The sequence below is a fragment of the Parapedobacter composti genome (assembly GCF_900112315.1).
Classification (GTDB): Bacteria; Bacteroidota; Bacteroidia; order Sphingobacteriales; family Sphingobacteriaceae; genus Parapedobacter; species Parapedobacter composti.
Window position 1 is genome coordinate 94,325 of sequence record NZ_FOLL01000008.1, and the last position, 21,402, is coordinate 115,726.

Consider the following 21,402-nt stretch of genomic DNA (forward strand, 5'->3'; position numbering starts at 1 on the left):
GTTATTTCGCGCTTTCGTTCAACAAATTTCGAATAACCGTAAAGTAATATGCGATAACTGCATCCATATCAAATTCGCGGAGCATCTTTTCCCGTCCCTGTTGGCCCATAGCCAGGCGGGCGGATGGTGAAAGCCGGATAAAATCCGCCATACGGTTCGCCAAGCTGGATACATCTTTCGGACGGCACAGGAAACCCGTCACCCCCTCATCTACCAATTCCTTGCACCCCGGTATGTCCGTGGCAATTAAGGGCAGCCCCAGCGCCGCAGCCTCCATCAGCGTAGTAGACATCCCTTCGCGGTACGATGGTAGTACCACACAATCGTGCTGCAAAAGAACTGATCGCACGTCAGCCACCGCCCCTAAGTACTTTACCACCCCCCGCTCTTCCCATGCTGCCAGGGTCTCCGCACGTACGGCGCTTGGATTATCCACATTGAGATAACCCAATATATTAAACTCCATTTCGGGATGACGTGCCTTCACCTGTGCAGCTGCCTCCACATACTCCCCGATACCTTTGTCGTGCAGCAACCGCCCCACGAAGAGAAACCGCAATGCCCCACTTTCCCTCTTCCTCTCCACCCCTTCAGGGTTAAACCGCTTCTTGGCATCGATGCCTTCTCCATTCAGCAACACCGCTCGAGAAGCCTGCACAATTTTCCGTGTTTGGACAAACACGGCCCGGTCATCCCTATTGAGAAACCATACCTGTTCCGCGTGCTTAAGTGCGTGCTTATAGAGGAAATCGGTGATCTTCGCGAGAAGTCCTCCGTTGATATAGGCATATCCCAGCCCGGTAATCACCGCGATACATGGTATTCCCAGGCTCGATGCTGCCTTGGTCGCGTAAATGTTGGGCTTTATGGTATAGTGGATCGCTAAATCAGGCCGCCATGTCGCATAAATCTGCCGGATTTCCCGATAAAGCCGGTAATCATGCCACGGATTTTTCCCTTTCTGCTGAAGCTTCAAAAGCGGGACATAGGTTAACCCATGTTCGGCAAAAACAGCGCTTTCCTCATCCGGCGGAGCCACCACGATAACACCATAACCTGCGGCCTTTAACCGGATAAGCAGGGGCAACCTGAATTTGACAAAACTCCACGACGTATTGGAAACCAGTGCTATTCTCTTATTCAATTAATATGCGATTTATATAGTTCAACATGCCTTTTCACCATAATGTCCAAGTGATAATCTGCGGCATACCTTCTGCCAATCTCAACACAATTCGCCGCTTCGGCCTGATTTTCGCATAAAATCCTCACCTTCGCTGCCAAATCAGCTAACGAGTCGAAAAGAAAATCTGATGCAGGAATGATGTCATTTATCCCTTCAACATCCGAACCCAAATAAGGTTTTCCTGCCATCATTGCCTCCAGTACTACACCAGACATGCCTTCGTAGTCGCTCCACAATACGTTTATATCGACCGACTTCATTAGCGAGTAAATGTCATCCCTAAATCCCAAAAACCGCACTCGCTCCGCAACCCCGTTTCTTAAAGCAACCGCATTAACATGACTTTCGTTGGTACCGCTGCCTGCCAATAAAAGATGATAGTTTCCCGGTAACAAGCCGAGCACCTGAACAAGCAAATCTTGCCGCTTGGGAAACTCAAAACGAGCGGCCATGAGCATCAGTTTTGCTCCCTCCGGAATACCGAACTGTGCGGCTAATTCAACTTTGCTATAAATCGGGGCAACGCTAATCGAATCTATAGGTATGCCGTTCGGTATCTTCACGATATTACGGTGATTGATCCAAGAACAGACCTTGTTTTTCACACTTTGGCTGACCGCAATAACGCTACCGTACCTAAAATAGATCCACTTTTCCAGCCATCTTAAACAGGGCTTTCCCAGTCGCTTGTTATGACTGCTGTGCTCTGTGAAAATCAAAGCGGGCTTCTTTCGGTGCCGAGACAAAAACGATGCTAAACCTACAAAATATTGCGCAGGGAATAAATGCACGTGAACAATATCGAACTGGCTGATAATCGGTATCATTTTTACGATCAACCACGGATTATATTCGTTTTTTCCCAAAAACATCACTTCGATATCCGCATCAACCAGTGCATTGAGATAAACCGCCCGCTTTGATGACAACACCAGGAACTTGACTTCAATGTCTTTGATGCGAGACAACCGTCTGGTAAATTCAACAATTATTTTTTCCGCACCACCACCATTTAATGAATTGATAACAAGCAGTATTTTCATTCAATCACAGGTTTTCGCCTTTTTTGGCATTTTCAAGCGACTCGTCACGTTTTATTATTGCCAGCCACAATATCAGGTAAAAAAATGCATTCACGTCAGCCAACGCTTTCAAGTTGAGCAGCAGCACGAAAACAGCAGATGCAAACAGAAAGAAAGACACATGCCTGTCACGGTAAAACCGATGAATCCTTTCCACCAAAACGAACTGGATAACAAAGAAAAGCAACATGCCCGTGACGCCGAAATAGTAAATCATACGGAGGTAACCCACATCAGTGTCCATATAAAACCCACCTGGCACATTAAACCGGCCATCGCCTATAAGCCATGTCCGCCAGCTATCCGGCCATATATACATGGTCTTTAGATGGTCCGTCGATTCTGTAGCCAGCGCGTCACCCTGATCCATACGGATATAAAACTCCAGCGCATAACCGATGATGTCCGAATCCCATGCTTCTGGAAAGAAATAATTGAGTGCGATGACGCCGAATATCATGGAAGCCAACAGCACAGCGATGAAAAGAAAATTACGTTTTATCGCACCCCTGGAAAAAGTCGCGCTCCAACGGGACGGCCAAAGGATATATACCGTTCCTATAGCCGCCCCCACCAGCGTAGTCCGGGCAATGAACAAGCCGGTAATGGCAATAAACAAGAATAACAATGTTAGCCACAACGTTTGTTTACCACGACGTTCCTTGCGCAACAGATACGCTGCCAGCAATAAGGAATAGCCAGACAGAAGCCCCCCCATGAAAAAAGTATGGATGCCCAAACCGTAGAGCCGGAAATCCATATCAAGATACTCTTCCAATTTAGTGCGCGCGAGTTCATCGTGATTCTGTATTGCAAGCATGAAGTCCTGTAAAGGCGGGGCAATGAACATGACGGCAGCGAGAAGGTTATTCAGCGCAACGGCATATATGATGAACAAGAACAGCCTATTCAAATCGAATGGCTTGACAAATTGCAGTGAAAGCAACACCAACAGATAAGCTCCGGATAAGTGTAAAACCTGTTGCGCCGCATATTGGATAAACCAAGCATCGAATACGCCGTTTACCAGAAACGTCAAACCGCACGGCACGAGTAACAATAACACCGCAACCATGAAATAAATTACAGATTTACTGACCCTCGGTCGGAGTAACAGTAGGCCAAGCAGAAGCCCCAACACCCCAAAAATAATACGGGTGCGCACATAATACGGAAAAGGAGCGAATGATATGTTGAAGATATATAGAAAATAAAGCAACAACAACCAAAGGGAATGAAGTTTGCTTTTGACCAACATCATCTTCAAATGCGTTTTATCTTTAATAAATAACTGCCGCGCAAAGCCAGCAGGTGCCAGATTCCATCCCACAACATGCGACTGCATATCGCGGCCACCCCCTTGCGCAGTCCCCACAGCCTGGCGTTATATATCACTACCTTCAGAAAAACCTTGCCGGTGATCCCCGCAGCACTGCTCCGGTGGGCGAACCCGGTGCGAACGATTTGCTTTCTAATATGGTAAAGGTAAGCTTTTATCTCATTCAGTGAATACGTACTGTCGTTTAACTGTTGGATCCGTGCGGTCAATGACAATAGATAATGCAAATCCAATTGCCGGGCCGTGGGCTGGATACCGGCTTTGGCAAGATTGGTCGCCTGCACCCGCGTGATAGCTTCTTTACGGATGGCTGCACGCTCCGGTGCTTCAGCTTTCATCGTTTCGTTGTAACCAGACACACGGTAGCGCAGGAGGAAGTAGGGCAGATTTACAATGGGATATTGATGGCTTAACCGGCTAAACAAGTCATAATCCTCTACATTATTAGGAGCTTCATCGTATTGGTATGCTCCTGCAATCAACACTTCTTTCCGTATCATCGCTCCCGGATGAGACACGGGGCTATTGAAAAGCGCTTCTACTTTGACCGCGTCGTATGACAGCGGGAAATAATGCCGATGGGTACCTCCATGCACATAGAATACCTCCACACCGCATCCACAAACCGCTACATCGGGGTGTCTTTCCATGAAATCCACCTGTAACCTCAGACGTTCACGATGGGCGATGTCGTCCTGATCCATGCGGGCAATCCATGTGCCTTTGGCCAGTGATATTCCCCTGTTCAATGTAGCCGCCAACCCCATGTTATGCGTATTACTTACAAGTATCATACGCGGATCAGTTACCGCCTCCAATATGGTAACGCTGCTGTCAGACGAGCAATCATCAATGACCAAAAGCTCAAAATCTGTATAAGACTGCCCAAGCACACTCTTTACGGCCTCCAATATGTACCGCTCTCCGTTGTATACAGGCATTAACACTGTTACTGTGGGATGCTTGTCAATCATATTGATCACGTGCAAATAGTGTATTAAAATAAGAAACAAACTGCGGCAGTGAAATTCGCTCTGCCATTCTTCGAGCACTTAATTTCATGGATTGAAGCCGCTGCGGATCAGCTTTCAAAGTACGGAGAGCAACGGTAAAGTCCGCTGTGCTATCGCACCATATGGCATTGGAACTATCACCATAATCTTCAATCGATCCCACATGGGAAGCAACCTGGGCCAAACCAACCGCAAGCGTCCCTGTGATCGCATTACTACCCACCGTATCATAAAATACGGAAAGGTTCACGTCGCAGCGCCGCATCAACTCCAACAGCTCGCCCTCATTCAGGTAACCGTACTCCGTTACTTGCGGAAACTTGCTCAATTGGGGATAACCTTTATGCTTACCGACGCAGATATGGAAATCGATGCCATCGCCAACCCGACCGATAATATCTGCCAATTGTGCAATATTACGCTTGATAGCTCCTAAAAACAGCACTTGCAATCGGCTGTTATGGTCTTTCGGCCCCTCGCTCAGCGGTTTGTAATAATCCACATCGGCGTAATGAAACGTCTGAATCACTTCTCCCCTGTACCTGACTTGCTCCTGTAAAAAAAACCGCAATGAAGAGCCGAAGACCAACACACGGTCTATCAAATCAAGGCGTTCTTTTATTCCGGCGTGAGATTTATACAACTCCAACAACTGATCGCCTCCCAAATGGACGATACCCGAAAAAAAATTGCTCACCCTCCATTTCCGGAGTAAGCGCGCAATAGTATCTTGAAAACCAAAATCACCGGAAAGATATTCAAAAAAAACCACCTGATCGCCGCTGCGCAATACCAGCCTAAGGTACACGGCCATTATCCAAGCATAACCGAGCGCAACTATCCACCCACCCTTATATTCCTGGATGGGGTGCTTAATCAACCGGATCCGGCTGTTACTGTGGCGCAATGTGCGCGCCAGATGGGCCATTCCAGCATGATTTCCACTGGTATGTAGGTAATCGTAAAAAAGTACATATATCCTGCCCATATGTTCAGCGTGGTCTTTCTTTCCCTGGAAATTTAACCGGCACCAATCTCAGCATATCCTTAACCAAAGGATTTTTCCATACAAAATATTGCACCGCAAGATAACTAAAAACCGCCCCCATTACTACCACAACCGTTTCTGCGATAAGGGACATCGTTAACCGTTCCGTTACCAAACACAGGGCCATCATTGGCAATGCCGCAATCAACGCCTTGAATACCGCGTACCAATCAGGTCGGAAAGGAAACTTATTTAATGCAAATAACCCCAATAAAATACATACCACGATCTCCGTAAGCAGGCCGGCAAGGGCGGCTCCCACGCTTCGGTATACAGGAATCAAAAGCATATTCGCCATTAAACTAACCGCTACGCCCACCAACGCTGCCCTAAAAAAAAGTCGCTCATTGTTCGTTGGGTTCAATACTTGCATACCGAAAACGTTACTTAGCCCAATAAAAAAAATAGAGGGTGCTAAAATCCGTAATGCAGCCACAGCGGGCTCAAAATCAGCCCCGGCAAACAATAAAACAATATTCGGCGCTACCATATACAATCCCAGCGCCGCCGGTACGCTCACAAACACCGTCAACGCAAACGATTTTTGCAATAAAGACACTGATTCCTCACGCTTGCCCCGGCTGATTACATAGGAAATGGCAGGTACAATTACGGTAGATATTGCCACTAAAACGGTAACCACTATTTTGGTCAATTTCACCGCAGTACTGTAATACCCAACTTGTATATTATCAGATAAAAGCCCCAATAAGGTGTGATCAAACAGCGTGTAGATACTGGTAACCACTGTAAAGGAAAATATCAAAAAAATGGGTTTGATATGGCGCTTAATGGTTAACCCTTTAAACGAAAAACGGACAAATCGTCTGGCGTAATAGGTGTTTGACAAGACATTAAGGAACATGGCCAGCAGGGTTAGTGCATAGTAAACAGCAACATCTCCGGGATCATTCACGAAAATAAAAACCATGCCTGTTGCCAAAATGCGGACCAAAACGGTTCGCCATGTGATATAGGGAAATGCACCCATGCCCTGAAACAGCCATTCGATTGCAAAAACGTTCACCAGCAGCATTCCCGCACCTATCCAAAATAACTGCCGGTACGATGCAAATAGGTCCAAACTGACAAAACCAATAATAAAAAAAGCCAAAAATAAAACCGTAGTCAGTAAATGGAGAACAATGAGTTCACTGAACAGCTTCGTGCGTTCCTTGCGGTCATGCTGCGCCCTGGCTATTTCACGCACACCATATAGCGGAATACCCAGCGCGGCAAAAAGCATACCCCACTGTGTAATGCTATCTACGAAAGAAACGCTGCCAATACCCGCCGGACCGAGTATGCGGGATACATACGGGAATACCAGCAACGGGAACAGCACCTGGCTCACCGAAAGCGCCACATTGTAGATAACATTCCGCTGAATATTGCCCATGCATTAAAGTTTGTCGCTAAGGTAGGCTTTGAAATACAGTTCAATATACTCGTTGAGCGCCTCACGCCAATCGCGCATGACATTTATGCCCCTGAGATTAAGCTTCTTATTGATTAAACGCTCGGACGGCGGCCGTGGCGCATAAAATGTATCCTTAAAAAAATCTGACGTAACTTCATGAAAGACCACCTCTTGCTTCAACCCCAGGATGTCCACGAGTTCCTCAGCAACCTCCCGTCTACTGGTTTGCCCGTTACATACCAGGTTATAAAGGCCCCAATATTCCTTTTCCAGAATCAACTTCACATTCCGGGCAAAATCAATGGTATAGGTGGGAGTACCGTCTTTGTCGTTTACGATATATAATTCCCGTTTACCTGCAACCAACTGTTGGATCAATCTGTTTACGAACTTCTTGTCTTTCTTCGGTCCGCCGCCCATCATCCAACCGGCGCGGCATACAACGTATTTGTACGCATGTTCTACCACGTAACGTTCACCTAAGTACTTTGAACGTGCATAGTGTCCCAGCGGATTGGGCTGATCCCAGTCGTCATAAAAGGCCTTTTCTCCGTCGAATATACCTGCAGTACTAATATAAAGCAGTGGAATGTTCAATTCGTTGGCGATATGCACGGCATTTTCAACTGCTATCGTATTTGTTAAATAAGCTTCATCGGCATTGGCTTCACAAAATTCCAGGTCCGTATGAGCCCCAAGATGGAACAAGAAGTCGGGAGCAAAAGACCTAACATCGGCTCTGTACGACTGTAAATCACGAAAATCCAAAAACTCAAGCCAAGGCTCATTGATGTCTATATCGGTACATTTGAGTAAATAGTCATTTTTAAAAACTTGGTAAAAAGCTTCGCCGAGCATTCCTCCACAACCCGCTATATATATTTTCTTTTTTGATTTATTCATTGGACTTTCTTAATCCATCGTTCGTCTGTGTGTAGCAAAAATACAATAAAGATAATTAAAGCACACATCGGGCCGAATGTTGGGAGTTGTCTGAAAAACCTTTACATTTATCTGGTGTTTCATGTGATACGTAGCCCGCGTTCATGACAAAACATGGATACGTCATTAGTTGATCAACAACTCGCTCAATGGAAAAATTAATCGTAGACAAGTCGTACCTAAACGGCAGATTTATCCACAGCCGGGATACCTTTGATGTCGTCAATCCCGCTACCGGAGAAGCCATTGCATCCGTACCCGATCTCGGTGTAGCAGATTGCCGGGCAGCTATCGATTATGCCCACGCGGCATGGCCGGAGTGGCGTGACACGCCTTCCGGCGCCCGCAGTGATATCGTGCGGAAATGGTATGAATTGATAGTGGCCAACAAACATGAACTAGCGCGCATCATGACCCTGGAAAGCGGCAAGCCACTGAAGGAAAGCCTGACCGAAGTGGATTACGGTTCATCATTCGTGGAGTGGTTTGCTGAAGAAGCTAAACGGGCTTACGGCGAGACCATCCCAGCCCCCAAAGCAGGCCAACGGCTGATTACGATCCGACAACCGGTGGGGGTAGTAACTGCCATCACTCCCTGGAACTTCCCGCTGGCCATGGTTACCCGAAAGGTAGCCCCGGCATTGGCATGCGGATGCACGGTGGTCCTCCGGCCGGCATCCCAAACCCCACTTACTGCACTGGCGGTAGCCAAATTGGCCCACAAAGCGGGATTCCCTCCAGGTGTTTTCAATGTTATTACGGGCAGAGACAGCAAAGGTATGGGTGCCGAGCTGGCTACCAACGATAAAGTACGCAAGATTTCCTTCACCGGCTCCACCGAGGTGGGGCGCTCGTTGATGGCCCAAGCAGCGGGAACAATCAAACGGGTATCGTTTGAACTGGGCGGTAATGCACCTTTCCTTGTTTTCAACGATGCCGATATCGATGCGGCGGTGACGGGTGCCATCGCAGGCAAGTTCCGAAACGCCGGCCAGACCTGTGTTTCGGTCAACCGATTTTATGTACAGGATGGAGTTTTTGATAGTTTCGCTGAAAAACTGACCTGGGCAGTAAAAAAGCTCAAAGTGGGTAACGGACTGGATGAGGATGTACAGGTAGGACCGCTAATCAACCGGGATGGACTGGAAAAAGTAAAAGCGCACGTGCAGGACGCCATCGATAAAGGAGGACGTCTACTAACGGGCGGAAAAGCCGAATCGGGACTATTTTTCCAGCCTACAGTCATCGCAGATGTTCCTCCTACCGCACAGCTGGCGCATGAGGAAACATTCGGGCCGCTATGCGCGTTATTCCGGTTCAAAAAAGAGGAAGAGGGCATAGCCAAGGCCAATGATACAGAATTCGGCTTAGCTGCCTATTTTTACAGCACTGATGTGAACCGTTGCTGGCGTGTGTCTGAGCAGCTTGAAGCGGGTATGGTAGGGGTAAACACCGGCTTGCTCTCCAATGCCGTGGCACCGTTCGGCGGCGTGAAACAATCGGGCATCGGGCGCGAAGGCTCAAAACACGGGATTGATGAGTATACAGAAATCAAATACCTCTGCTTTGGCGGCTAAGCTCGCGGAAGAACAGGCTCGGATGCGTCTGTTACGCTTGCCTTCTAACAAGGCCTGCCCAGCAGCAGAACGAAATCACTTTCACCTTTCCCGGATTTTTTTATACCACTTCACGGCCAGCATCAGCATGGCCGACAATATCAACAACCCCAGAACACCATATATCCAATTGACCGCACTCTTGAGCACCACGGTAAAAACGATGGCGAAAAGCAGCACCGTAGCCAACTCATTCCACACGCGCAGGCGCATGGATGTCCACCGGCTTGTTTCGTCCCGAAGCCGATATAGGATACGCTGGCAGATGAAGTGGTAGGCCACCAGCCCCAGTACGAAAGTCAGCTTCACGTGCATCCATCCAGCCCCTAACAATGCCGGCGCCAAGAAAACCATGGTCAACCCCGCCGCGACCGCCAAGTACATGGACGGTGTGGTGATGATCCACCATAGTTTACTTTCCATCACCATAAATTGATGATGCAATATCCGGTATTCATCATCCGGCTTCTGCTTCGCTTCGGTATGGTAGATAAACAGCCTTACCATATAGAATAAGCCCGCCATCCACGTGATTACAAAAATAATGTGTACCGCTTTGGCATATAGATAAAGCATATTAATAACGGAATTCCTTCACTATGTCAATCGCATACCTTACATTGTCAAACGGGATATCCGGCATGATACCATGGCCCAGATTAAAGATAAAGCCATCCGTTCCCCGCATCCGTTCAAACAATTGCAAAATTTTCGCTTTGATTACCTTTTTGTCAGCATATAACACAAACGGATCAAGATTCCCCTGTACAGCTATCCCTTCGGGCAACCCATCTTTCACGTGGCGGAGGTCAGCATTCCAGTCCACGGAAACCACATCGGGTTTAGCCGTTGCCATCAATGGGGCAAAAACCGAGCTTCCCTTGCAGAACGAAATGACGGGTACCCCACCCCGGTCAATCTTCGAAAAGATATAAGCGTTATACCGATGTGCAAACGCTTCATAATCATCCCAAGCCAATGCCAGGGCCCAGCTATCGAACAACTGCAGCGCGTCCACACCCGCTGAAATCTGCATATTGAGGTAGTCTACCGTTACATCAGCTATCTTTTGCAGGATAAGGTGTGCCAGTTCAGGTTCATTGTGCAGCAACAGCTTCGTCCGTTTGAAGTCTTTAGACGAACCGCCCTCCACGAGGTAGCTCAACACGGTAAATGGTGCTCCCGCAAAGCCAATCAGCGGGATACTTCCTTGCAACCGATGTTTTACCACCTTAATAGCTTCGGCAACGTATTGCAGTTTATGTACCACATCCGTTTGCAGCGCCTCTGCATCCGATCGGCTGCGTACCGGATTCGCGAACTGGGGTCCTACTCCCTGTTCAAAGCTCAGTTGACCGCCCATTGCTTCCGCTGTTACCAGAATATCCGAAAACAAAATGGCTGCATCTATGCCCAATAAATCCACGGGGAGCATGGTTACATCTGCGGCAATCTCAGGGGTTTTGCACATCTCAAGGAAGGAATATCTGTTCTTGATATCCCAATATTCTTTCATGAACCGGCCAGCTTGGCGCATCATCCACACAGGTGGGCGTTCGGTGGGCCGCGAAAAGGCAGCACGGACGAGTAGGTCGTTTTGTAAATTATGAGTCACTATTATATTATCTTTTGTCTTTGGGTATTTCGTTTTCGATTTTATTGATAATCTGCGCCACGCGGGACGTTACGTCGAGCTTCCTTGCTAAGTCGACATAGGCCTTCACACGTTCAAAGTCCCGCTTTCTCAAATTAAGATTGGCCAAGTTCACTAGGATAATGGCCTTATCGTTTTGCCTGCGGAACGGCAGCCGCGAGGCAATCTGGAAATGCCGCTCGGCGGCATCATAATCTTCTATCTTCAGGGCAAGGTTACCACTCATGAATTCGTAATAATTGCGTCTGCCTTTGCGCAGATACTCGGGTTTTTTGATATCCGCCAGCAATCGGCGCGCCTTGTCGTAATCCTGCTTCTGGAACGCCTGTGAGGCCATGAAAACCGTACCCTCACGGTAGTGGCTCCAGATGAGGTACCCCATTGCGCCCCCGATAAGTACGGCCGACTGAACGTTGTTCGTATATATCGCGTAGCCCAGTACCAACAGCAAAAAAAACAAAACCGCGGCACGCGCCTTGGACGTCATCATGAGTTTTGCGGATTGTCGGTGAACTTATATCCTACCCCACGTATGGAATGGAAATACCGCGGGTGCTTCTGATCGGGCTCAAAATACTTCCTAAATGTCAGGATAAAATTATCTATGGTACGTGTTGAGGGATAGACGTCATAGTTCCAAACCGTTTCCAGGATCTGCTCGCGCGAAACCGCTTCATTACGGCGCTCGATAAGCAGCTTGAGCAGCATGGTTTCCTTCTTGGTCAACGAGGTAACCGTACCATCTGCATGGTGGAGTTCAAACGAATTGAAATAAATGGTCTTATCACCAATGGTATACGCGTTGAGCTCTTTCAGTTCGTCCCCTTTCATGCTGCGTCTAACCAATATGCCCACACGCAGTATCAGCTCTTCGAGGTTAAACGGTTTCACCAAGTAATCGTCAGCCCCTTTCTTAAGGCCGGTTATCCGATCTTCGCTACTGTTCTTGGCCGTCAGGAACATGATGGGCACTTCCGTATTCTGTAGGCGTATGGTTTCGGCCACCTGGAAGCCATCAATTTCGGGGATCATGACATCCAATATCACCAAGTTAAACCGCTCTTCCTTGAATATCTTTAAGGCCTTCTTTCCATCGGTGGCCGTAGACACACGATACCCCTCCAGCTCAAGATTCAGTTTAATGGCTTCGAGGAGGTGCTCTTCGTCTTCCACCAATAAAATACGTTGCTTAGTTTGCTGCATAATGGTTGTTAAATATAACTTCAAAAATACTTCCCGATGGGGTATTGTCTTTCACCCGAATCTGTGCACGGTGTTTTTCCAGCACGGTTTTCACGATATACAACCCCAGCCCCGTACCTTTGGTTTTACGGGTATCCTCATTGCCTACCCGGTAAAACTTATTAAAGATACGCTTTTTTTCGTCGTCCTGTATACCGATTCCGTGGTCGGCCACAGAAAACACGATGCTGCCGTTGTTCTTCGCCAATTTAACGAACACATGCGCACAGGGGGGAGAGTATTTCACCGCATTCTCAATTAAGTTGGTCACTACGTTGGTTAGTGCGAACCTGTCACCCTCGATATGGACATCTGGTTCCAGTTCTGTCTTGATTATCTGGGACGTACAGGAATGAATCTGCAAGCGGCTCGCCACATGTTGGATCAACTCGGTCAAGTTGATGTTTTCCTTGGGAAAATCGCGCCGGATACTTTCCATTTTGGTAGCAACCAACACATTTCCAACCAGATCATCAAGCCGCTCAATATCCTTGAGCGAGTTGGAAAGGAACTGTTCCCGCTGCTCCTTGTTCAAATCACGTTTTAGAATCGTCTGGACGGCCAGTTTGATGGACGCAAGCGGCGACTTCAGCTCATGGGTAACCGCTAATAAGAAATTCTGTTGTTGCTGCTGGATCCTATGCTCCCGCACAACCGCCTTTTTTAATTTTAATGCCCCCACCACGAAAATAAGCATAAAAAAAAGCCCCTCGCCAATAATCATGACCTTCCGGTGCGGTTGTGCCTCAACGAGCAACACGCCCCACCAAATCAACTGGGCCGTCGCATAAAAAACCAGAAAATAAAACAACACCAACGACTTCCGCATAACAATCCCCTAAAATCTAAATCACAAAAGTATTGATTTGCTTTAGTTAAAAGCAAATAGAAGCCACATTATGACAATATTTAAATATATACGCGCATTCAGAAAAGAAGACGCGCTTAACAAAAATCCGTACCTTTGCCGTATGCGTGACAAGGGTAAAAAGGATATCTTCTTTGATTTGGACCACACGCTGTGGGACTTTGAAAGAAACGCCGCAGAGACACTTGCTGAACTGTTCGATACCTATCGCTTCCGTGCACTGGGCATTGAATCTGCCGAACAGTTCATCAACACATACAACCGGAACAATCAGCGGCTTTGGTCCTTGTACCATCACGGCAAAATTACCAAAGCCGAACTGCGTGAAGCACGTTTTGCAGACACGTTCATCGAATTGGGCATCGACCCCACTCTTTTTCCCAAAGCGTTCGAAATTGACTATTTACGAATCTGCCCGCAAAAGACTCACCTGTTCCCGCATGTGCATGAAACCTTGGGTTACCTACGTGAAAAATACACCCTACACCTGATATCCAATGGTTTCAAAGAAGCTTCTGAATTAAAAATCGCAAAAACTAACCTGAAAGGGTACTTTACCACCGTGGTGATTTCCGAAGTAGTGGGCGTACATAAGCCACATCCCCAAATTTTCCATCACGCCGTAACCAACGCCAAAACATCGATCCCGCGCAGTGTCATGGTGGGCGACAGTTTAGAAGCCGACATCCGTGGGGCATACCAAGTAGGTATGGATGCGATTTATTTCAATCCCAAAAACGAGGACGTACCGCTTGACGTAAAGCAAAGCATCGCCGCGTTAAACGAACTCACAAGCCTGTTCTGATGCGATACACGAAAAGGCCGTCTTGTGCAAATGCACGCTATTAAAATTGCTGTTCGCTGCCTCCTCCGTAATCTTCCGTTTCGCCTTTTCGCTTCCGATCTTCACGCTTGATGTTTTGGTTGCCGAAACGGTAGTTGAATGACACCATAAATACCCTGCGCATCCAACGGTGTTCAAAATAGCGATAGACCCCGTTGCTCGTCGTATACCCTCCAAATCTCCGCTGGTTCAGCAAGTCCCGTGCATTGAACATGATGCTGCCCTTTCTGTTCAGCACGTCCATTCTGAGGCCGGCATCAATCACGAAGTTATCGATCCCCCTACCTTGTGCCATAATCCGCGGTGCCTGGTATTCAAGCCGCGCTTGCAGTGACAGAAGCGGCGTAAAACGGTAATTGGTGGTAGCATTGGCATTCCAGCTGAAACCCGAATTCGATTCGATAATAATATCCTCGTTACCGACCTGCACCTGCCCCCCGCTGAACCGCGTATGGAACGCATTTACGTTGGCCATGACGTCCCACTTTTTGGAAATGTCTACCCTGGATATCAACTCAAACCCCGTGTTTTCATTTTTTCCCAGGTTCTGCCACTGCATCAGTGTTATGCCGTTCGCTTCATCCACTTCCGCGATAATCGGTTGAGTAACGTCATTGACAATCCGCTGGTATACGGACGTCGTCAGTAATACAGCTGGCCAGGTCTTTGTATACCCCAGCTCAATGGAATGGATATCTTCAGGCATCAGGTTTGGATTTCCCTGACGATGGTTTAAATTGTCAGAAACATTCACGAACGGGTTTACCTGCCAACCGCGGGGCCGGCTTACCCGTCTCGTATAGCTTAGCTGGAGCTGATTCTGGTTGCCGAATTCTTGCGTAAGGAAAACACTGGGATATAGCCGGAAATAGTCAAGCTTTCCTGGAATAACACGCTCCTCCTCCGGCAACCCGGGGGTAAGCAATCCCAATTCGGTATTCAGATAAGCTTGCTCGGCACGTAGGCCCACCTGATAACCTAACCTGTCGGTCAGCTTGTTTTGGTAATTGGCGTACAGGGCATGTACGCTGCTATTCATGTCAAAGTCATTACTTACCCGGTAGTCAGGTAAAAATCCTGTTGTGGAGTCGACTTCCGAATACTGGTATTCCAGCCCCCTTCGGATAATGCTTCGATAGCCGGCTTCAAACTTGTGATTTTCGCCATCTCCTAAGGGTCTGACATAGTCAACCTGCAGGTTGATGTTATGCCCGGTTTCCTTGGTATCGTTAATCCGTTCCCGTTCATACAAATTGGAAGGAGGCTGAGTATAATCCTGGTTGAACCAATTGACGCCGGTTTCCGTGTCGTACCCATACGTTACGTTAGCAGTAAGTTCTTCCCCCTTATGCGCTAAGCTCCGCCGGAAGTCCAGAAACGCCTCTCCTCCGAAATCGTCTTCATCCTGCCGCGAAATACGCGTGCTATTACCACTGAATTGAGGGTGGTCAATGTACCGATAAAAAAGATCCTCATTGCGATTATTTCCCCGGATACTCAGGTTCCCCCCGAAACCAAAGAAAGTTTTCTCGCTCAGGTAATAGTCCACGCCCAGTTGAACGTTGTGATTGAGACCGAGGCGGCCGCTCTCGGAATTATTATGAATCAAACTGTTGCTGCCTAAGAACTCGGTATTGTTCACTCCGTCGCCTACCATGTTCCGTCTGTTAAACGTATAACCTCCATAATAGTTGAATTTCGTATCCCGGAAGTTAAGGTTAAATCCCGCCATATAGTTATTGTAAGAACCACCGGAAGCATTTACCGAACCATTGAAACCTACAAGCGTATTCTTTTTCAGTACGATGTTGATAATCCCCGACTGCCCTTCGGCATCATATTTTGACGAAGGATTCGTCACTACTTCGATGCGATCCACCGCGTTGGCGGGCAACGACTGAAGGAACTGGGCGATATCGCTCCCCGCCATCGCTGACTCCCGGCCATTGATAAGAATACGTACACTGCTGGAACCGCGAAGGCTTACCGTTCCGTCCATATCCACCTGCAACGAAGGAACGTTGGCCAACAGATCCGTGGCCGTACCGCCTACACTGAGCGTACTTTGCGCCACATTGAATATTTTACGGTCGATGCCCAGTTGCATGGGAGGCGGCGTACCCTCAACCACCACCTCTTCCAGCAGTTCACCCGAAGGTTTCAGCAAGATATCGCCCAAATCAACGGTTTGTCCTGCGGTTACGACAATCTGCTCCCTTAAGTAATCCTCATAGCCCACAAACGTAACCCGGAGGGCATAGGTGCCCGGCGCCACCGCTGAAAAATGTACATGGCCATCATCAGCTGTTTGCATCCCCTTGACATACGTTTTGTCCGCCTGTTTCAGCAATGCGGCGCTTGCCAGTCCTATTGGTTCCTTCGTGCCGGCGTCGACCACCACGCCTCTTACTATTGCATTGCGCTCCTGTGCCATCCCCCCAAAAAACCACCCACTCAATACCGTTGCTATTATCCAACGTAATCCCACTTTGCCCATAAATCTGTTTGTCGTTATTAAACTCTTAATTCGTATCTGAAATAATATAGTACCGGAAATCAGCCGCAAAGATTATGCTTTTATTGCAATCATAGGTATATGGTAACCGCAATATTACAGCTTGGGTGGCTGTATGCACTACATTGTTACCCAGCGCGCATCCTCAATCAATACTGACGGTAAGCCCTTCTGCCTTGAGTATTTTCCGGTATACTTCCACCTCAGTGTAGCTACCCTCCAGCACAGCACACTTACCTTCGGTGTGTACTTTCCAAGCTATCTTCTCGGCTTCCGCTTCCGTATATTGCAGGTGCTTGACCAAGCAGTTAATCACATGCTCAAAGGTGTTGGTATCGTCGTTCCACAAAATCAATCGATGGTTTGGAGTAATCGATGCCAGCAATTCATCGAGCGTATAGGTTTCTTCTTGTGTTTCGACCGTCATGACTACAAATTTACGGCTTTTTATAAAATTTCCGTACAATTGTATTATTCAAAGGGAGGAAAACTGATGCAACTATACCAATCGAGGATAGCGGGCCTGGGATACTATGTTCCAGAAAACGTATACACCAATCACGATCTTACCCGTTTTATGGATACCAATGACGAGTGGATACAGGAGCGTACGGGTATCCAGGAGCGCAGGTTTGCAGATCGGTTTAACGAAACGACTACCACCATGGCTATGGAAGCGGCCAAAGTTGCTATCCATCGTGCAGGTCTCACAGCACAGGATATTGATTTTATAGTATTTGCCACATTGAGTCCTGACTATTATTTCCCTGGCTGCGGCGTATTGTTACAGCGGGAGATGGGCATGCGCGAAATCGGCGCGTTGGATGTACGCAACCAATGTTCAGGATTCGTGTATGCGCTATCAGTGGCCGACCAGTTCATCAAAACTGGAATGTACAAGAACATCCTGGTAGTGGGCAGCGAAAAACACTCCTTTGCAATGGACTTCGCCACCCGCAGCCGGAACATATCGGTTATCTTCGGCGATGGAGCGGGCGCAGTAGTGCTCCAACCTACTCAGGAGTACGGTAAAGGCATCTTGAGTACCCATCTCCACAGCGACGGGTCTGAGGCAGAAATATTAGCGATGTACTATCCCGGGGCACACGCCAACAAATGGCTGAAAGACAAACCGCCTTTTCCAGATCAGGAATTAGGCGGTCTTTTTCTCACAACGGAACAGTTGGAAAGCGGTGCAGCACTACCCTATATGGATGGCCCTGCGGTATTCAAAAAAGCTGTCGTTAAATTTCCGGAGGTAATCAAAGAAGCATTGAATGCCAATAACCTTACCGAAAAGGACCTTGACCTGCTTATTCCGCACCAAGCAAACCTACGCATCAGTCAATACATACAAAAATTGCTGGGATTGGCTGATCACCAGGTCTTCAACAACATTCAACGATACGGCAACACCACCGCTGCGTCAGTACCCATCGCGCTGTGTGAAGCATGGGAGGCGGGAAAAATCCAGGAAAACGATTTGATATGTTTGGCTGCCTTCGGCTCCGGCTTTACATGGGCGAGCGCGCTGATAAGGTGGTGATCAGCTTACCGTATCCAATGCTTCGAACGGTGAGTTTTTACTCACGAACTCCGGCACAATTTCCTTCATTTTCCGGACTACGCCGCTATGACTTTTCCGCTCATTCAGTGCGAGAAGCTCATAAATGGCCCTTTTTACATACTCATGGTCCATAGGGTTAATCCGGGCAATATGAATTTTATCGTGATGTGTTGGAAGTACCGTTTCCCCGTCACTCAATAGCTCCTCATAAAGCTTTTCCCCGCTGCGCAGTCCCGTATAAACAATCTCTACATCAACATCCGGTTTCAGGCCGGCAAGCTGAATCATTTTCCTTGCCAGATCAACGATTTTTACGGGCTTACCCATGTCAAACACATAAATTTCCCCACCCTTGCCCATGGTACCCGCTTCCAGCACCAACTGCACTGCCTCCGGGATGGTCATGAAATAGCGGGTGATTTCAGGATGGGTAACGGTAACTGGGCCGCCTTTTTCAATCTGTGCCCTGAACCGGGGTATCACGGAGCCATTAGAGCCAAGGACATTGCCAAAACGCGTAGTGATAAACCGGGTTCCTTTCACAGTTGCGCCTTTCCCATTATCCAGCAGTTGCAGGGATTGCTGCCCGTCAAGGCTTTGCGTATATATTTCAGCGATACGTTTAGACGCCCCCATCACGTTCGTCGGATTCACCGCCTTATCCGTGGAAATCATTACAAACTTATTCACACCGAACAGTACCGATAAATCCGCCACGTTTTTGGTTCCCCCTACGTTGGTACTTACAGCCTCGCCCGGATTTTTCTCCATCATGGGCACATGCTTATATGCCGCTGCATGGTAAACCAATTCAGGCCGGTAATCGTTGAAGATCTGATGCATGCGTTCGAGGTTCCGGATATCGGCGATTACGACCACCACGTTGCTCCCCGGAAAAGTCTCCTCAATCTCCAGTTGAACTTCATGCATGGGTGATTCAGCCTGATCACACAAAATCAGCATCTGAGGTTGATAACGTAACACCTGGCGAACAATCTCCGAACCGATCGACCCGGCAGCCCCGGTTATTAAAATACGCTTACCGCAGAGATCATCACAAATACTGTCGTTGTCAATTTTGATGGGCGGGCGCTGCAATAAATCTTCAATACGCAGGTTTTTGATCTGCCGCAAACGCAACCGGCCGGATACCCACTCCGATGCAGGGGGTACGGTCAACACCTTAATTCCCAAGCGCAGGCAACGTTCTACAATCACCTTTTTATCGCGGCTCCCCAAATGATCTTTCACAAAAATCAGCTGGTCAACGGCATACTTGTGTTTCAGCGTGGGAAGATCCTTAATGTGGTACACCCGCTTGCGTTCGATATAACTGTTCAGCTTGCTCCTGTTTGTATCAATAAAGCCAACAATGATGAATTTAGACTCCTTGCTATTCTCCAAGGCCTGTTTCGCCATGATTGCATTCTGGTCCGATCCATAGATTAGCACCCTTATGGTATCTACATCACGCATCTTCCTCATTACCGAAAAGTAGATGCTTTTAACAGTCACCCTAAGCATGAAGAGGAAAAACGTGGCAATGAAGAAATTAATCAGGATGACCGGAACCAACCGCGATGCAGTAACATTGAAAACCGGAGACAACACCAAATAAACGGCCATCAAGTAGCCCGCTGAGGTGACCAGCATGGCCGAAAAAATCTTCAACATATCCCTGGTGTCCGAATACCTGATTAAGCCCGTATGTATTCGCATCAAAAAAAATACCGGCAGGGCAATACAGCTGTACAGCACGGTACAAACAAAGAAATGGCCTCGTATAATCTCCTGAAAATGAAACTGGTTTGCAATGAAGTACGACAATATGAACGACCAAGCCAAAATAACTAAATCCAACAACAAGATGGCCCAGCGAGGCACGATACGAAAGCGAAGTATAAGGTCTTTCATTATATATTTAATAATGTAGCTGCTTTACCTGTCGCCAACCTGAATTTGACGTTCAACCCAACTTTTGCTACGGTGTATATGTACATTGCCTTTGTGTGGTGACTCAATAACCTTGCCAAAATCGCCACACATGCTTACAACACAAAAGTAGGAGGATTGTTTGCCGTGATATATACCTATTTTTTGGTATTTTTCAATATACCGTATAAAACAAAAAAAGGCGCTTTAAGAAGCACCTTTTTTGTTTATACGCCTTGTTCCGACCTACCCGTTGGACAGCGCGGCTGCGCCACTCACTATTTCGGTAAGTTCCGTAGTAATCGCAGCTTGGCGTGCCTGGTTATACGAGAGTTTGAGCGATTTCAGCAGCTCCCCGGCATTTTCCGTGGCCTTGTCCATCGCCGTCATCCGTGCTCCATGCTCGGAGGCATGGGAATCTAAGACGGCTTTGTAGAGTTGCACCTTGATGGCTTTGGGAATCAATTCTTCGACAATCTGCTCCTTAGATGGCTCAATGATATAGTCCGTATTGCCTTTCTCAGTTTCGGATGACACCGTGTTGGGCAGCAGTGGAAGCAATTGCTCCGTGGTAAGCAATTGTATGGCAGCATTCTTGAAACGATTATATACCACTTCCACCCGATCATACTCACCATTTGCAAAACCTTTCATGATCGCATCGGTAATCTTCGATGTATTCTCGAAACTAAGCGCACTGAACAGGTCGTTATGGTCGCCTACCACGTGATATTTACGCCTGAGGTAATAATCCTGCGCACGTTTACCGATACCTATAATGCTCAGGTTGCCCGCCCGCAGTTGTTCGCCGTATTTTTCAGCAATCAACTGGTTAGCCGCTTTTATCACATTGGTGTTGAATGCACCGGCAAGCCCCCTATTGGATGCGATAACCACAACCAGCACCTTATTCGGTTTACGATCTACGGTATAAGGAGAAGCGCCGCCTTCCACGCTGGCAGAAACGTTGGCCAAAATTTCCCGCAGTTTTTCAGCGTAAGGGCGTAACTGCACAATGGCATTCGTCGCCCGTTTTAGCTTTGCCGCAGAGACCATTTTCATAGCCTTGGTAATCTGCTGTGTGGAAGTTACCGACGTGATACGGTTTCTTACCTCTTTTAAATTTGCCATTTG

The 21,402-nt window shown here is 47.7% G+C and carries 19 protein-coding genes; 3 read left to right on the forward strand and 16 right to left on the reverse strand.

Features of this window, described 5'->3' with window-relative positions; translation table 11 throughout:
- Window position 1: 1 nt before the first annotated feature.
- From BM030_RS10290 to BM030_RS10320, 7 genes are all read right to left on the reverse strand, one after another.
- The gene (locus BM030_RS10290) at window positions 2-1,144 is read right to left on the reverse strand and encodes a glycosyltransferase family 4 protein (RefSeq protein WP_090973506.1); all 1,143 of its coding nucleotides are present in this window, start codon (window positions 1,142-1,144) and stop codon (window positions 2-4) included.
- Window positions 1,141-2,229, reverse strand: a complete 1,089-nt coding sequence (locus BM030_RS10295) for a glycosyltransferase (RefSeq protein ID WP_090973507.1) — start codon at window positions 2,227-2,229, stop codon at window positions 1,141-1,143. The genes BM030_RS10290 and BM030_RS10295 overlap by 4 nt, the downstream gene beginning before the upstream one ends.
- A 4-nt stretch (window positions 2,230-2,233) precedes the next feature.
- Entirely contained in the window at window positions 2,234-3,343 is a 1,110-nt protein-coding gene (locus BM030_RS10300) for a hypothetical protein (protein WP_139215875.1), read from the reverse strand.
- Between the two features lie 188 nt (window positions 3,344-3,531).
- Window positions 3,532-4,581 carry a glycosyltransferase family 2 protein gene (locus tag BM030_RS10305; protein WP_090973509.1) on the reverse strand — a complete coding sequence of 350 codons (1,050 nt, stop codon included), beginning with the start codon at window positions 4,579-4,581 and terminating at the stop codon, window positions 3,532-3,534.
- Window positions 4,574-5,548, reverse strand: a complete 975-nt coding sequence (locus BM030_RS10310) for a glycosyltransferase family protein (RefSeq protein ID WP_139215876.1) — start codon at window positions 5,546-5,548, stop codon at window positions 4,574-4,576. The genes BM030_RS10305 and BM030_RS10310 overlap by 8 nt, the downstream gene beginning before the upstream one ends.
- Before the next feature lie 64 nt (window positions 5,549-5,612).
- On the reverse strand, window positions 5,613-7,067 hold the full coding sequence (locus BM030_RS10315; RefSeq protein WP_090973511.1) for a flippase: 1,455 nt from the start codon (window positions 7,065-7,067) through the stop codon (window positions 5,613-5,615).
- A gap of 3 nt (window positions 7,068-7,070) precedes the next feature.
- Complete coding sequence (locus BM030_RS10320) at window positions 7,071-7,991, reverse strand: SDR family oxidoreductase (RefSeq protein ID WP_090973512.1); 921 nt, start codon at window positions 7,989-7,991, stop codon at window positions 7,071-7,073.
- Between the two features lie 188 nt (window positions 7,992-8,179).
- Here BM030_RS10320 and BM030_RS10325 point away from each other — a divergent pair, with 188 nt between their 5' ends.
- Window positions 8,180-9,607, forward strand: coding sequence for an NAD-dependent succinate-semialdehyde dehydrogenase (locus BM030_RS10325; protein WP_090973513.1), 1,428 nt, complete (start codon window positions 8,180-8,182; stop codon window positions 9,605-9,607).
- Window positions 9,608-9,688: 81 nt separating this feature from the next.
- Here the strand turns inward: BM030_RS10325 and BM030_RS10330 are convergent, their stop codons facing one another.
- Genes BM030_RS10330 through BM030_RS10350 form a run of 5 tightly spaced genes read right to left on the reverse strand, consistent with a single transcriptional unit; the run spans window position 9,689 to window position 13,371 of the window.
- Window positions 9,689-10,222 (reverse strand): CopD family protein, encoded by a 534-nt coding sequence (locus BM030_RS10330; RefSeq protein WP_090973514.1) that lies wholly within the window; start codon window positions 10,220-10,222, stop codon window positions 9,689-9,691.
- A 1-nt stretch (window position 10,223) separates the two neighbouring features.
- Complete coding sequence (hemE, locus tag BM030_RS10335; RefSeq protein ID WP_090973515.1) at window positions 10,224-11,261, reverse strand: uroporphyrinogen decarboxylase; 1,038 nt, start codon at window positions 11,259-11,261, stop codon at window positions 10,224-10,226.
- 7 nt (window positions 11,262-11,268) lie between these two features.
- Window positions 11,269-11,790 carry a hypothetical protein gene (locus tag BM030_RS10340; protein WP_244518840.1) on the reverse strand — a complete coding sequence of 174 codons (522 nt, stop codon included), beginning with the start codon at window positions 11,788-11,790 and terminating at the stop codon, window positions 11,269-11,271.
- Entirely contained in the window at window positions 11,787-12,503 is a 717-nt protein-coding gene (locus BM030_RS10345) for a response regulator transcription factor (RefSeq protein ID WP_090973516.1), read from the reverse strand. The genes BM030_RS10340 and BM030_RS10345 overlap by 4 nt, the downstream gene beginning before the upstream one ends.
- Entirely contained in the window at window positions 12,490-13,371 is an 882-nt protein-coding gene (locus tag BM030_RS10350) for a sensor histidine kinase (protein ID WP_090973517.1), read from the reverse strand. The genes BM030_RS10345 and BM030_RS10350 overlap by 14 nt, the downstream gene beginning before the upstream one ends.
- Window positions 13,372-13,513: 142 nt before the next feature.
- Between BM030_RS10350 and BM030_RS10355 the strand changes: the two genes are divergently transcribed.
- Entirely contained in the window at window positions 13,514-14,215 is a 702-nt protein-coding gene (locus BM030_RS10355) for a YjjG family noncanonical pyrimidine nucleotidase (protein WP_090973573.1), read from the forward strand.
- Between the two features lie 40 nt (window positions 14,216-14,255).
- On the opposite strand, the gene BM030_RS10360 is transcribed toward BM030_RS10355, so the two are convergent.
- Window positions 14,256-16,751, reverse strand: coding sequence for a TonB-dependent receptor (locus tag BM030_RS10360; RefSeq protein WP_244518842.1), 2,496 nt, complete (start codon window positions 16,749-16,751; stop codon window positions 14,256-14,258).
- 163 nt (window positions 16,752-16,914) lie between these two features.
- Window positions 16,915-17,196 carry an ATP-dependent Clp protease adaptor ClpS gene (locus BM030_RS10365; RefSeq protein ID WP_090973574.1) on the reverse strand — a complete coding sequence of 94 codons (282 nt, stop codon included), beginning with the start codon at window positions 17,194-17,196 and terminating at the stop codon, window positions 16,915-16,917.
- Between the two features lie 66 nt (window positions 17,197-17,262).
- Here BM030_RS10365 and BM030_RS10370 point away from each other — a divergent pair, with 66 nt between their 5' ends.
- Window positions 17,263-18,315 carry a 3-oxoacyl-ACP synthase III family protein gene (locus BM030_RS10370; RefSeq protein ID WP_090973575.1) on the forward strand — a complete coding sequence of 351 codons (1,053 nt, stop codon included), beginning with the start codon at window positions 17,263-17,265 and terminating at the stop codon, window positions 18,313-18,315.
- On the opposite strand, the gene BM030_RS10375 is transcribed toward BM030_RS10370, so the two are convergent.
- Window positions 18,316-20,250: a polysaccharide biosynthesis protein gene (locus BM030_RS10375; protein WP_090973519.1), complete on the reverse strand. Its 1,935-nt coding sequence runs from the start codon at window positions 20,248-20,250 to the stop codon at window positions 18,316-18,318.
- A gap of 264 nt (window positions 20,251-20,514) precedes the next feature.
- Complete coding sequence (gene atpG / locus BM030_RS10380; protein WP_090973520.1) at window positions 20,515-21,399, reverse strand: ATP synthase F1 subunit gamma; 885 nt, start codon at window positions 21,397-21,399, stop codon at window positions 20,515-20,517.
- Window positions 21,400-21,402 lie beyond the last annotated feature (3 nt).